The following is a 13,973-nucleotide window of genomic DNA, read 5'->3' as shown; positions in this document are numbered from 1 at the left end:
CGCTGATTGCGCCGTTTTGTGCCTTGCCTCCCCCCTTGGGTGCTTGTTGCTCCCGATCAATTTGCCTAGACTGGCGATTCACTTCGGGCCCATGGCCCCATTCATCAGGCAAGGAGCAAGCATGATCACCTTATATGGCACCCCCGTCAGCCGAGCCCTGCGCGTATCCTGGTTACTGGAAGAGCTGGACGTGGCATGGCAGTTCCAGTTTCTCGACTTCGCCAAGGGCGAGAATCGCAGTGATTGGTTTTTGACCCTCAACCCGAGCGGCAAGATGCCGGTGCTCAAGGACGGGGAGTTCGTGTTGACCGAGTCCGCCGCCATCATGCAGTACCTGGCCGAGGTGTATGGCCCGAACTGGCTGCCGGCCAGAGGGACCCAGGCCTCGGCGCTGCACGCCCAGTGGGTCAGCTTCATCACCTGTGAACTGGAGCAACCACTGTGGACCATCGGCAAACACCGCTTCGCCCTGCCCGAGGCCCAGCGCCTGCCGGCCATCTTCCCCACCGCCAAATGGGAGTTTGACAAGGCGGCGGCCATCGCCGAATCCTGGGTGCCCGAGCAGGGTTACCTGCTGGGTGAGCAGGTAACCATCGCGGATCTGCTGCTGGCCCATACCCTGATGTGGGCCACCCGCTTCGAGCAGACCATTCCGCCCAAACTCGCGGCCTATCGGGATCGTCTGGCCAAGCGCCCCGCCCTGCAGGCGGTGCTCGCCAAGACCCAGGCCATCGCCGACGCTGCCCAGGCAGGCTGACCTGCGGACAAAAGAGCGTCAATGCAAACGGGAGCCCGCAAGGCTCCCGTTCTTTATGGCTGTTCGGCATCATTGGCGTGGCAAGGCGCTCAATTGGTATGAAAGCCGCTCCCCTTGGGCGGTGGTGCCACCTCATATTCCATCCGGGTCACCTCGGCGGTACGCGGGCCGCGCTCCAGCCAGCCCAGCATCATTTGCACGCTCTGCTCCGGCCCGCAGATGAGGATCTCCACCGAGCCATCTTCCAGGTTGTAGGCATGGCCTCGCAGCCCCAGTTGCAGCGCCCGCTCCCGGGTGAAGTAACGAAACCCCACCCCCTGCACCAGGCCCCACACTCGCACGACAAACGATTGCTCTCCCATTTCTCACACCTTCCCCTTAAGAAATTTCCCTCCAAGGCGATAATGAGCGCGACACTCTCATCCCCTTGCAGGACGCAATACCATTATGAAAGAAGTAAAGTTTCGGTGGGTTGACCGTTATCTCATTCACCTCACGATCAGCGAAAAATTTCTCATCACCTTCTGGTGCCCGCTGCTGTTCATCGCCTTTATCAGCTGGTACCTGCTGGCAGACGGCCATCAGCAGGAGATGCAACTGCGCCTGGATCAGCTCAAGCAGCGGGTCGAACTGAGCGCCCAGCTGGCCAGCCAGCACGCCGACCTGACCCTGCCCGCCGAGCTCACGCTGAGCCCGACCGGCAGCACAGGGTTGACCCAGCAAGGCGACATCTATCGATACGGCGCCAGCGCCGGTCAGGCCGGGGTCGTCACCGGGACCCTGGATGCCTCCCGCTACTCCCTGTGGGATGGCCAAGGAACCACCCTCACCATCATAGCCGTGCTGGCCGCCCTGCTGGCCCTGGTGACCCACTACCTGATGACCTTCGTGTCGGGGGCGCTCTACTCCACCAACAAGGCGCTGCAGACAGTGGCGGATGGCGATCTCACCTTCCGCCTCAACTTCTTCCCGGTGCGCGACGAGTTCTCCATCCTGGCCGGCAGCATCGACCGCTTCACCGACCGCCAGCACAAGATAGTACAGCTGGTGGAAGAGTCCGCCGAGGCGCTGACCATGGCCGCCGACGAGTTTCGCGATCATGCCAGCGAAGGCGAAACCATGGCCCGCTCCCAGCGCCAGCACATGGACTCCCTGGCCGCCGCCATGGAGCAGATGTCCGCCGCCATTCGCGAGGTTGCCCGCAATGCCAACGACACCCTGCAGCAGACCCGCCAATCTAGCGAAGAGGCGGCCAACGGCGCCTCCCGGGTATCGCGCACCATCACCGCCATTCGCACCCTGGCCGACGAGATTGGCAACGCCTCCGGCGCGGTGGAGCGGCTGACCCACAATGCCAATCGCATCAACGAAGTGGTCAACGTCATCAACGCCATCTCCCAGCAGACCAACCTGCTGGCCCTCAACGCTGCCATCGAGGCGGCCCGCGCCGGCGAGCAGGGTCGCGGCTTCGCGGTGGTGGCCGATGAGGTTCGCACCCTGGCCAGCCGCACCCAGCAGGCCACGGTGGAGATCCAGCAGATGATTGAAGAGCTGCAGGCCGGCACCGGGGCGCTGAACGACATCATGGAGAAGACGGTGGAGCGGGCGGCCAGCAGCCAGCAGCTCATCAGCGAGGTGGGGCTCGACATCGACAAGCTCAGCAACCACAGCGATGCGGTGCTGGAGATGAGCACCCAGATCGCCACCTCGAGCGAACAGCAGAGCTCGGTGGCCGAGGAGATCACCCGCAATCTGGATCAGGTGCGCCACGAAGCGGGCCAGGTGGAAGCGTCCGCCAGCGCCTCGGTGGCCGGCACCGCCGGCCTCAAGGCCACCGCCACCGAGCTGACCCAGGCATTGAAAGGGCTAAAGATCTGATTTTTTTTAACAACAAACTCCCAGAGCCTGGCGCTATCTGCCAAGGTTGTTTGAGTTTTGCCAGCGGGCCACATAGAATGTGGCCCCTTTTCTTTTGACCATCTGGCAACTCCCATGAGCGCTTCCATCTATCTCGTCAAAGGCCGCGAAAAATCCCTGCTGCGTCGCCACCCCTGGATCTTCTCCAAGGGGATCGAGCGGGTTCAGGGCAACCCCATTGACGGCGATACCGTCGAGATCTTCACCCATGACGGCAAATGGCTCGCCCGTGGCGCCTGGTCCGGCAGCTCCCAGATCCGCGCCCGGGTCTGGACCTTCGACAAGGATGAGACCGTCGATCTCGACTTCTTCATCCGTCGCCTGAAATACGCCCAGGAGTCCCGTGACGGGCTCATCAAGCGTCAGGGCCTCACCGGCTATCGCCTGTGCGCTGCCGAGTCCGACGGCCTGCCGGGCTTGACCATCGACCGCTACGCCGATTTTTTGGTGTGCCAGATCCTCTCCGCCGGCGCCGAGTTCCAGCGTGAGCTGATCACCCAGGCGCTGCGCACCCTCTACCCCGAGTGCAGCATCTATGAGCGCTCCGATGTGGCGGTGCGCAAGAAGGAAGGTCTGAAAGAGCGCACCGGCGTCATCCATGGTGAGACCCCGAACGAGCCGGTGGTGATCGAGGAAAACGGCGGCGTCAAGATCCTGGTGGACATTCGCAACGGCCACAAGACCGGCTTCTATCTGGATCAGCGTGACAACCGCCAGGCCGCCGCCAAGTACACCGAAGGCAAGCGGGTACTCAACTGCTTCTGCTACACCGGTGGTTTTGGCGTTTATGCCCTCAAGGGCGGCGCCAAGGAGGTGGTCAACGTGGATCTCTCCCAGAATGCGCTGGAGATCGCCCGCCAGAACGCCGAGCTGAACGGGCTGGATACCAGCAACACCCAGTTTGTCCGTCACGACGTGTTCAAGCTGCTGCGTGAATACCGCGAGAAGGGCGAGAAGTTTGACGTCATCGTGCTGGATCCGCCCAAGTTTGCCGAGAGCAAGGCCCAGCTGCTGGGTGCCTGCCGCGGCTACAAGGACATCAACATGCTGGCGTTCCAGCTGCTGGCGCCGGGTGGCGTGCTGCTGACCTACTCCTGCTCCGGCCTGATGGAGCAGAGCCTGTTCCAGAAGATCGTCGCCGACGCAGCGCTCGATGCCGGCCGCGACGCCCAGATCCTGGAGCTCTTGTCCCAGGCCTCCGATCACCCCATAGGTACCGCCTATCCGGAAGGCTTCTACCTCAAGGGACTGGTGGTGCGCGCCCGCTAAGCCGAGCAGACCAGCGCTGCCCCCCTTGTCCCCGGTTCCAGATCGGGGCAGTGGTTCGGCAAGCCATCAAAAAGCCCGCTATTGTAGCGGGCTTTTTATATGCGCCGCCGAAGAGATAACCTCCCCTCGACGTTGCCGCCAGCAGCGATGGGTACCCCTGTCTCTCCTCTTCAACTGACTACAGCCATCCTCACTCCGGGGCTGCCGCATCGCTAACCTAGTTCGCCCCAGTCGTAGCATCCATAGCCCGCCAACAGAGACATGCCCGGCATTTGTTTTATGCAAAAACATGAAATTTTACGCACCAACATTAAAAATCACTAGGGAAAACATCGACCATAAACGCATACTCACTCACCTAAATGAATATCACTGTTTTTCCCTGCGGTTGATCCCACCATGCCCTTACCCACCTAGCACATTGCCTGGAGCGGCAATACCCCGCCCGGCACACATCATCCCATTTAATCACGCGCCGGCGCGCCCAGCGGGAAGTAGTGTCGAAATGGCCTGGCCTCCTCCACTACCCGCACGATGGAAGGATGATTGAGCAGACGGGCGCGATAGGCACGCAGGCGGCCATATCCAGCGGGGATCTCGTGGGCCCAGTCGGCGTAGAAGAGCGAGGGGGCGGCGGCGCAATCGGCCAGCGTGAAGCCAGCGCCGGCAATCCAGTGGCGCCCTTCCAGCCGCTGATCGAGCCAGAGGTAGATCTGATCGAGCAGCTCGCGGGCCTCCACTACGCCATAGCGGTCACGATCAGCGGCCGGGCGCAGCATATCCAACACCACTTTTTGCATCGGCGTCATCACATAGTTGTCGAACACGCGATCCAGCATATGCACCTCCAGGCCCGCATCGCCAGGCGGGATCAGGCAGACGGGGCCTGGGTGGTGCGCCTGCAGATGGGCCACTATGGTGCTGCTCTCGAGGATACAGCGACCGTCATCGAGCAGCACCGGGAAGCGCTTGAGCGGCCAGAGGGTGGCAAGCTCGGCGTTGGCCGTCGGCTCTTCCAGATTCCGGTACTCGAACGGGGTGACATTCTCGTAGAGGGCGATCAGCACCTTCTGGCTGTAGGATGAGAAAGGATGGGCATAGAGTTTCATCGGGATGCTCCTGGCACGCGGATGGATGATTCACCTAGTCTAGATCCCTTCTCCACTTCCGATGCCGCGCTCATACCTTGCTGGTTTTTGGATGATAAATGCGCATTCATGACGAAAATCACACCCGTATGGCTCTCTTTTAGGTAGGGTGATCCCGCCTGTGGCCGCCAAGCCGGGGCAGCCGACTCATTGATGAGCGGCACCACAACAAAAATCGATGTCAGGCCAAGCTGAACATCATCAAGGATCCCGTCATGAATCAATCATTGCCGCTGTTGACGCCGCTGCGGGGCATCGCTGCCCTGATGGTGGTGCTGTTTCACGCCCGCTTGCTGCTCTTTCCCCAGTGGATGGAGTCGATCGCCGGCCACACCCAACTCATCGAGAACGGCTACCTCTGGGTCGATCTCTTCTTTATTTTGAGCGGGCTGGTGCTGGCCCACGTCTACGGGGAGGCCTTCGCCCGCACGCCCCGCACCATCGGTTATGGCCGCTTCCTCTGGCTGCGACTGACCCGGGTTTATCCCCTCTACCTGGTGACCCTGCTGCTGCTGGTGGGCTGGGAGCTCTACAAGGCCCGCCATGGGATTGCCTTCTACGCCGGCCCCCTGTTCAAGATGTGGGAGTGGGAAGGAATGCCTCCTTTCGGCTCACCCTTTACCCCGGCCGAGGCGCTGCCAAGCAGCCTGTTGCTGCTGCAGGTGGTGACCGATCACGGATTGACCTGGAACTTCGCCGCCTGGTCGCTGAGCGTGGAGTGGATTAGCTATCTGCTGTTTCCGCTGCTCATCCCGCTCGCCGTCACCCGCAGCCGCTGGAGCAACCTCGCCCCCTTGCTGGCCCTGACGGTGCTGGCCTTTATCGTGCACAGCCGGGGCACCCTGGATGTCACCAGCGGGGCACTGGCCATCGGGCGCGGGGTGAGTGAATTCGTGCTCGGCCTCTGGCTGCTGCCGAAGGTCAAGGCTGCCCGCCAGTGGCCCATGATGCAGCAAGATCTGCCGCTGCTGATCGCCTTTCTGCTCCCCTTCGCGCTGATGCAGTTCACCATGACGCCGCAGCTGACCCTGCTGCTGATCAGTGCCTACGTGTTGCTGATCTGGATTGCCGCCTGCCAGGGCGATCGCCAGAGCCCGCTGCTGCGCCTGCTGGATAACCGCGTCACCAACTGGCTGGGGGATCTCTCCTACTCCATCTACCTGCTGCACGCCCTGGTGCTGCTCACCGGCTGCGAGCTTGTCCACTATCTGGCGCCGGGGTTCACTGCGTGGTGGTATGCCCAGACCAACCCCCTGCTGGGGGTGCTGGCTACCCTGTTGATGCTGGCGGTGCTGATCGGTCTCTCGGCGCTGAGCTACACCCTGCTGGAGCGGCCGCTGCAACGGCGCCTGCGCCGGCTCGGCAAGGCTCGCCAGCCAGTGATGGAGCAAGCCGGCTAAGTCCCTCACCAAGATGGCCCCGAAAGCAGCACGGCTCACCTTCGGGGCTACCTTGGGGAGAGCCTTGCCAGCGTCATGGCAAGGGCGGCTCTCCTTCTCTAAACCCGCCAATTCCCTGCGCTTTGTGTGAATTCCAGTTCGAACCAGAGCGGCCATTTGTGGCATAATGACCCGTCCTGTGGCCCTTGGCGGGGCTGCGCCGGCGCGATGTCGCCCCTCCTCCCCCGTCCTGCCAGGCTGTCTTGCACGGCAAGCCTTGTATCGCTGCGCACACAGCCAGCCTGGGCCACCCAAGTTTCGCGCGCATGCGCACCCATTTGACGGCTCCGCAGAGCCGCTGCACTTATTTTGTTTGTACACATTTGTACACGCACGTTTGCACACACAAGGGGAAAGTATGTCTTCCATTCGTCTGACCCAATACAGCCACGGCGCTGGCTGCGGCTGCAAAATCTCTCCCAAGGTGCTCGACACCATTCTCAAGAGCCAGATCCCGGGCTTTGACGACCCGACCCTGGTGGTCGGCAACAGCAGCAAGGATGACGCGGCCGTAGTCGATATCGGCAACGGTCAGGGCATCGTCTCCACCACCGACTTCTTCATGCCCATCGTCGATGATCCCTTCACCTTCGGCCGCATCGCCGCCACCAACGCCATCAGCGACATCTACGCCATGGGCGGCAAACCCATCGTCGCCATCGCCATCCTCGGCTGGCCCATCAACACCCTGCCGGCCGAAGTGGCCCAACAGGTGATCGACGGCGGCCGCCAGGTGTGCCACGAAGCAGGAATTTCTCTGGCCGGCGGCCACAGCATCGATGCCCCCGAGCCCATCTTCGGCCTCGCGGTGACCGGTATCGTGCCGCTCAACGCCATCAAGCAGAACGACACTGCCAAGGTGGGTGACACCCTCTATCTGACCAAGCCCCTTGGCATCGGCATCCTCACCACCGCCCAGAAGAAGGGCAAGCTCAAACCCGAGCACGAGCAACTGGCCCCCAACGCCATGTGCACCCTCAACAAGATTGGCCAGCGCTTTGCCGAACTGCCCGGCGTACACGCCATGACCGACGTGACCGGCTTTGGTCTGGCCGGCCATCTGCTGGAGATGTGTGAAGGCTCTGGCGTCAGTGCCCGTCTGGACTTCAAGGCGCTGCCGCTGCTGGACGAGGTGGATTACTACCTGAGCGAGGGCTGCGTACCGGGCGGTACCCTGCGCAACTTCGACTCCTATGGCGCCAAGCTGGACGCCATGGACGATCGCACCCGCAACATCCTGTGCGATCCGCAGACCAGCGGCGGCCTGCTGGTAGCCGTCGGTAAAGAAAGCGAAGCCGAGCTCCACGCCATTGCCGCACAGGCAGGGCTGACCCTTTCCCCCATCGGCCAACTGCAGGCCCAAACCGGCAACCAGTTCATCGAGGTTGTCCAATGAGTGCTCTGCCACTGGCCACGGATTACGCCCGGATTTTTCTGGATGACGTTCCGCTCATCGACCTGCGCGCCCCCATCGAGTTCAAGGAGGGGGCCTTCCCCTGCTCGACCAATCTGCCGTTGATGACGGATGATGAGCGGGCCCAGGTCGGTACCTGCTTCAAGCAGCAGGGTCAGGCGGCCGCCATCGCGCTGGGTCATCAACTGGTCGGTGGCGCGGTGCGGGCCGAACGCCTCGAGGGCTGGCTGGCCCAGTTGCGCCGGCAGCCGGATGCCGTGCTCTACTGCTTTCGCGGCGGTCTGCGCTCGCAAACGGTACAGCAGTGGCTGCATGAGGCGGGAGTCACCCGCCCGCGGGTGGCCGGTGGCTACAAGGATCTGCGTCGCTTCCTCATCGACACGCTCGACGGGGCGGCAGCCGAGTGCCACTGGAGCGTGCTGACCGGCATGACCGGCTCCGGCAAGACCCACATGCTGGCCAAGGTGGCCCAGGCGCTGGATCTGGAGGGGCACGCCCACCACAGGGGGTCGTCCTTTGGCCAGCTGCCCGGCGGCCAGCCCAGCAACATCAACTTTGAAAACAACATGGCCATCGAGCTGCTCAAACGTAGGCAGCAGGGGGAGCAGCGTTTCGTGGTGGAAGACGAAAGCCGCCTCATCGGCCGCTGCTGCCTGCCCAATTCGCTGTTTGACACCATGAGCCAGGCCCCGCTGGTGGTGGTCGAGGTCCCGCAAGAGGAGCGCGCCGAGCAGATCCGCCAGGACTATGTACACGATCTCTGGCTGCGTTATGAGGAGCGTTTTGGCGCCGAAGAGGGCTGGCCGCTGTTTGCCGCCTACCTCACCGACGCCCTGGCCAGACTCAAGCGCCGGCTCGGCGATCAGGCCCATCGCGAGCTGGATCAGTTGATGCAAGTGGCCCTCGAAGAGCAAGGCCGCAGTGGCCACACCGAGCTGCACCTGGCCTGGATCACCCTGCTGTTGACCCGCTACTACGACCCCATGTATCTCTACCAGCTTGGCAACAAGCGCGAGCGCGTCATCTTCCAGGGTGACAAGCAGGCCTGCCTCGATTTCTTTGCCCAGCAGCGCGCCTGATCTTCACCGTACAAGAGGACCCCATATGTTGAAATTCGAGGTGATCCCGGTCACCCAGTTTGCCCAGAACTGCTCCCTCATCTGGTGCGACGAGACCCATCAGGCCGCCCTCATCGATCCGGGCGGAGAAGCGGACAAGCTGCTGGCCGCCATCGCCAAACGGGGGCTGACCCTCACCCACATTCTGCTGACCCACGGTCATCTGGATCACGTGGGCGCCGCCGCCGAGCTGCGCGACAGAACTGGCGTCACCATCACAGGCCCCCACAGGGAAGATGCCTTCTGGCTCGACATGCTGCCCCAGCAGAGCCAGATGTTCGGCTTTGCCCATACTCCGGCCTTTACACCGGATAGCTGGCTCGAACAGGGTGACAAGGTGCAGGTTGGCAAGTGCGAGTTGGAGGTTTATTTCTGCCCGGGTCACACCCCGGGCCATGTGGTGCTGCTCAGCCAGGCCGAGCAACTTGCCTGGGTGGGCGATGTGCTGTTTGCCGGCAGCATAGGTCGGACCGACTTCCCGCGCGGGGATCACGGGACGCTGATCAAGTCGATCACCGAGACCCTGCTGCCGCTGGGGGACGACATCGTCTTCATTCCGGGGCACGGCCCCAGCTCGACGTTCGGTCGCGAGAAGGCAAGCAATCCCTACCTGACGCAACCTATCTGGTGATCTCCCGCTCCTCGCGGGTGTCCCACTGGCTCTTGAGACGCAAGATCTCCGGCATGATCTCGAGAAAACGTGCGAGCAGCCGGGGATCGAAATGCTGGCCGGCACCGTCACGCAGCGTGGCCAGCACCTGCTCCAGCGGCCAGGGCTCCTTGTAAGGGCGACGCACGCTCAGGGCATCAAACACATCGGCGATGGCCACGATCCGCGACGCCTCGGGGATCCCTTCGCCAGTCTCCCCTGCGGGGTAACCCGAGCCATCCCACTTCTCATGGTGATGCAGGGCTATCTCCGCCGCCATCCGAAAGATGGGGGCGTCTGAGCGGCTCAAGATCTCGTAGCCGATGCGCGGGTGGGTGCGCATGATGACCCACTCCTCTTCGGTGAGAGGACCGGGCTTCTTGAGGATGTGATCGGGGATCCCAATCTTGCCCATGTCGTGCATGGGGGCCGCCAGCTCCAGCAGCTCCGACTGCTCCGGACTCCAGCCCGCCGCACTGGCCAGCGCGCGGGCGTAGGCGGCCATGCGCCAGATATGTACCCCGGTGTCGGTGTCGTTGTAGTGACCCGCCTCGCTCAGCATCACGATGGCGGTACGGTAGCTGTGCTCGAGCTGATCGAGGCGCACCAGAGAGAGGTGGTTGCGCACCCGGGCGCGCACCGTGCTCGGACAGACCGGCTTGTAGATGTAATCCACCCCACCCGCCTCGAACCCCTGGCTCTCGCTGTCTGCGTTGTCGCTCGCCGTGATAAACAGCACCGGGATCCCGGCGTGGGCCGGATCGGCCTTGAGTCGGCGGCACACCTCGTAGCCATCCATGTCTGGCATGCGCACGTCAAGCAGGATCAGGGCAGGTTCGTGGCGCGCCACGGCGGCCAGCCCCTCCTCGCCTCCCTTGGCGAAGAAGAGGCTGTACTCCTCCTTGAGGATTTGTCGCAGCAGCCCGAGGTTGCTCGGCTCGTCGTCGATGATCAGCACACGCGGTCGATTCATGATCCAGGTGCCTCCCGATTCTCCAGATAATCCTCCAGCTTGCAGGTGGCAAGCTGGATGTCGAACAGCTCCAGGGCCGCACTGATCTCGCTCACCAGCTCAGCGGGCAAGTAGCTCTTGGCCTGACCCAGCGCAGGCTCGATCAGCTCCAGATCCTCGCTCATGAGGGCCTGACGCAGAGCGTGCAGGCACACCTCCTGCGCCTCCCCCTGCGCCAGCGGGGAGCTGACAGCACCTGGCTCACGCCCGGCATAGATGTCGATAGCCTGCTGCGCCCGCTCCAGCGCCTCGAGCAAGGGGGCGATGAGCTGACTGGTGTCTCCCCCCTGTTCGATGGCCTCGTTCAATTCCGCACTGATGCGCGCCACATCGGTGAGCGACAGGCTGCCCGCCACCCCCTTGAGCTTGTGGGTCAGGCTCGCGGCCGCGTCCGTCTCGTGCTGGGCGATGTAACCCGGCAGCACGGTACCGACCGTCATGTAGTCATCGCGAAAACGCCGCAGGTATTTGAGATAAACCGACGCCTCGCCCCAGTTGCGCAGGCCGGTATCGATGTCGATGCCGGCCACCGGCTCCTGGGCTGGCGGCGCGTCGCTGACCGTGAGCGGCGCCACACTGTCGGGCAGGTAGCGCAGCAGGGTTGCGATTAGCTGCTCCACGTCGAGCGGCTTGGCGATAAAGTCGTTCATGCCAGAGGCCAGCGCTGCTTCGCGTTGATCCTTGAACACCCCGGCGGTGAGTGCCAGCACGGGGATATCCTCCCGTCCCGGCAGCTGGCGCAGACGACGGGTCGCCTCGTAGCCATCCATCACCGGCATCTGCACGTCCATGAGCACCAGATCGATGCGCTGCGCCGAGTCGGCAAGGCAGGCCAAAGCCCGCTCCCCGTCGATGGCGGTGATCACCACGGCCCCCTCCCGCTGCAGCAAGCGGGTTGCCACCTCCAGGTTGATGTCGCTGTCATCGACCAGCAGTATGTGCACGTCCGGCAGGCGCTGATGGCGCTGACCGCTTTCCAGCGGCTCCACATGTTCGCGCTTCTCGTGAATGAGGCGCGCCACCGCGTTGTAGAGACTGGAGCCGGTGACCGGCTTGTGCAGCACCAGATCCACCTGCTCCGAACCGGGGCGGCGCATCAACTCTTCCTGGGAATAAGCGGTCGCCATGATGATGATCGGCGAGCGATCCTGCTGTTCGAAGGCACGGCGAATGGCCACGCAGGTCTCGAGCCCGTCCATGCCCGGCATCATCCAGTCGAGCAGGATCACGTCGAAACGCTCCCCCTGGCGCAGCAGATGGTGCAAGGCCTGCTCGCCCGACTCCACCACCCGTGACTGCCAGCCGAGGGAGCCCACCGTCATCGACAGGGTATCGCGGGTCACCTGGTTGTCGTCGGCGATAAGCAGCGAAACGTGCTGCAGCCGCTCGTGGAAGACTTCGGGTCGCTCTACCTGAGCCAGCCGGACACGGAACCAGAATTCGCTCCCCTTGCCCAGTTCGCTGGTGACACCGATGTCGCCCCCCATCAGGCTCACCAAACGGCGGCTGATGGTCAGGCCAAGCCCGGTTCCGCCAAAACGGCGGCTGGTGGAGGAGTCGGCCTGGGAGAAGGCATTGAAGATGTTGGCCTGCTGCTCGGGCGGAATGCCGATCCCGGTGTCGCGCACCCGAAACAGCAAGGTAGCCGTGCCGTCTTGCTCGGCTTCCAGCTCGACCTTGACCTCCACCTCCCCGCGCTCGGTGAACTTGATGGCGTTGCCGGTCAGGTTGAGCAACACCTGTTCGAGGCGCAGGGCATCCCCAACCAGGTGAGTGGCCCGCTCGGGGGCACTGCTCACCACCAGCTCGAGGTGTTTTTCGCCCACGCAGGTGGACATGATGGCCGCCACGTGATCGAGTACCTCTTCCAGACTGAATGGCACCTGCTCGAGCTCTAGCCGGCCCGACTCAATCTTGGAGAAATCGAGGATGTCGTTGATGATCCCGAGCAGTGCCTGCCCGGCCTGGTGGATCTTGCGCACCAGGGCCCGCTGACCATCGTCGAGCCCTCCCTGCTCGAGCAGGTAGGTCAGCCCCATGATGGCGTTCATGGGGGTACGGATCTCGTGGCTCATGTTGGCGATGAAATCCCCTTTGACCCGCGCGAGCCTGGCCGCCTCCTGCTGCGCCAACTGCTCTCGATGCCGACTGTGCACCAGCGAGGCCACCCCGGCACCGAACAGCAACAGCAAGGTGGCGCAGCTGGCCGAGATAAGCCCCCAGATATGAGTGCGAATGGCCAGCAGCTCGCTGCGTGGCACCATGGAGGCGGCTTTCCAGATCAGCTGATCGTGATTGAGTGCCGGGTACAGGGTGGTCCAGCTCCACAGCCCGTCGGCCAGCTCAACCTGGCCGCTCGAGGCGCCCCAGAATGCCTGCCAGGCCCGGGGAGAAGATTGCTTCAAGGTGAGGTCAGGGCGCTCGAGCATGAACCCCCACTCTTGTGCCGGATCCGGGCTGCGCAGCCAATAACCGTCCTGGTTGAGCAGCATGGTGTGATCGGCGGCCTTGCCACTGCTGTTGGTGAACTCCTTGAGCATGCGAGCGGCCTGCACGTTGATAAGCAGCAAGCCCAGATCGCGGCCCCCCAGACGCATGCGCTTGGCGATGCGGATCATGGGATTGAAGGGGCGATCGATCACCCCGTGTTCGACGTTGAGATCGAGCGGCGAGACGTAAACCCGCTCCCAGGGCAGCGCCATGGCATCGCGAAAGTAGTAACGCTCCCCTTTGTTTTGCAGCTGGTCGTCGGCCACACGCTGCAGATGCTGACCCTGACGATCGATACGCACCCGCTCCATGCCGTCCGGCGCCAACCAGCGCACCTGGGCATAGTCAGGATTGCGGTTCATCAGAATGGTAAACTGGGCAGCCATGGTGTCACGCTCGCCGCGGCTCGCCGCCTCGAGCAGAATGGGCTCTTCAGACATGCTGCGCACATGGCGCAACGGCACCGCCAGCTCGTCATCGAGACGACTGCTGGCGAGCGCCAGAAAGGTGCTCTCATCACTGCGAACACGATAGAGCTCGCGCTCCACCAGTGCGTCCCCCAGCAGGTATCCCCCCACCAGGACCAGCACCAGAATGGGTGAGAACAGCAGGAAATATCCCCGTATGATTCCCTTCATGACGGTCAACACCACCCCGTGATTGGACTTGTTCGAATACTTTATATATGTCAGAGCACCACAATTGGTGTCCTGCTGTCAATCATGCCTACAAGTAAAGACTAACAGCACTAGTTGAGTAT

11 protein-coding genes are annotated in these 13,973 nt (G+C 62.9%); 7 read left to right on the top strand and 4 right to left on the bottom strand.

Annotated features, from left to right (window positions below):
- Positions 1-121: 121 nt before the first annotated feature.
- Positions 122-757 (top strand): glutathione S-transferase family protein, encoded by a 636-nt coding sequence (locus CK627_RS14930; RefSeq protein ID WP_010633965.1) that lies wholly within the window; start codon positions 122-124, stop codon positions 755-757.
- An 89-nt stretch (positions 758-846) separates the two neighbouring features.
- On the opposite strand, the gene CK627_RS14925 is transcribed toward CK627_RS14930, so the two are convergent.
- Positions 847-1,119, bottom strand: coding sequence for an acylphosphatase (locus CK627_RS14925; protein WP_005300975.1), 273 nt, complete (start codon positions 1,117-1,119; stop codon positions 847-849).
- Between the two features lie 85 nt (positions 1,120-1,204).
- On the opposite strand from CK627_RS14925, the gene CK627_RS14920 reads away from it, so the two are divergent.
- Both CK627_RS14920 and CK627_RS14915 read left to right on the top strand, forming a co-directional pair.
- Complete coding sequence (locus CK627_RS14920; RefSeq protein ID WP_065017134.1) at positions 1,205-2,635, top strand: methyl-accepting chemotaxis protein; 1,431 nt, start codon at positions 1,205-1,207, stop codon at positions 2,633-2,635.
- Between the two features lie 114 nt (positions 2,636-2,749).
- Positions 2,750-3,943 carry a class I SAM-dependent methyltransferase gene (locus CK627_RS14915; protein WP_095592747.1) on the top strand — a complete coding sequence of 398 codons (1,194 nt, stop codon included), beginning with the start codon at positions 2,750-2,752 and terminating at the stop codon, positions 3,941-3,943.
- 464 nt (positions 3,944-4,407) lie between these two features.
- Here the strand turns inward: CK627_RS14915 and CK627_RS14910 are convergent, their stop codons facing one another.
- Positions 4,408-5,052, bottom strand: coding sequence for a glutathione S-transferase family protein (locus CK627_RS14910; RefSeq protein ID WP_095592746.1), 645 nt, complete (start codon positions 5,050-5,052; stop codon positions 4,408-4,410).
- Positions 5,053-5,306: 254 nt separating this feature from the next.
- On the opposite strand from CK627_RS14910, the gene CK627_RS14905 reads away from it, so the two are divergent.
- From CK627_RS14905 to CK627_RS14890, 4 genes are all read left to right on the top strand, one after another.
- Positions 5,307-6,491 carry an acyltransferase family protein gene (locus CK627_RS14905; RefSeq protein WP_095592745.1) on the top strand — a complete coding sequence of 395 codons (1,185 nt, stop codon included), beginning with the start codon at positions 5,307-5,309 and terminating at the stop codon, positions 6,489-6,491.
- Between the two features lie 397 nt (positions 6,492-6,888).
- Positions 6,889-7,926: a selenide, water dikinase SelD gene (gene selD / locus CK627_RS14900; protein WP_005300989.1), complete on the top strand. Its 1,038-nt coding sequence runs from the start codon at positions 6,889-6,891 to the stop codon at positions 7,924-7,926.
- Positions 7,923-9,023 carry a tRNA 2-selenouridine(34) synthase MnmH gene (mnmH, locus tag CK627_RS14895; protein ID WP_017784306.1) on the top strand — a complete coding sequence of 367 codons (1,101 nt, stop codon included), beginning with the start codon at positions 7,923-7,925 and terminating at the stop codon, positions 9,021-9,023. The genes selD and mnmH overlap by 4 nt, the downstream gene beginning before the upstream one ends.
- A 25-nt stretch (positions 9,024-9,048) precedes the next feature.
- Complete coding sequence (locus CK627_RS14890; protein ID WP_005300995.1) at positions 9,049-9,693, top strand: MBL fold metallo-hydrolase; 645 nt, start codon at positions 9,049-9,051, stop codon at positions 9,691-9,693.
- Here the strand turns inward: CK627_RS14890 and CK627_RS14885 are convergent.
- Together CK627_RS14885 and CK627_RS14880 are read right to left on the bottom strand one after the other, a co-directional pair.
- Positions 9,683-10,684, bottom strand: a complete 1,002-nt coding sequence (locus tag CK627_RS14885; protein WP_010633956.1) for a response regulator — start codon at positions 10,682-10,684, stop codon at positions 9,683-9,685. The genes CK627_RS14890 and CK627_RS14885 overlap by 11 nt on opposite strands.
- Positions 10,681-13,851: a hybrid sensor histidine kinase/response regulator gene (locus CK627_RS14880; RefSeq protein WP_167385363.1), complete on the bottom strand. Its 3,171-nt coding sequence runs from the start codon at positions 13,849-13,851 to the stop codon at positions 10,681-10,683. Before CK627_RS14880 ends, CK627_RS14885 begins: the two co-directional genes overlap by 4 nt.
- Positions 13,852-13,973: the final 122 nt, after the last annotated feature.

It is taken from the genome of Aeromonas dhakensis (genome assembly GCF_002285935.1).
Classification (GTDB): domain Bacteria; phylum Pseudomonadota; class Gammaproteobacteria; order Enterobacterales; family Aeromonadaceae; genus Aeromonas; species Aeromonas dhakensis.
This window is presented reverse-complemented; position numbering and strand designations above follow the sequence as displayed.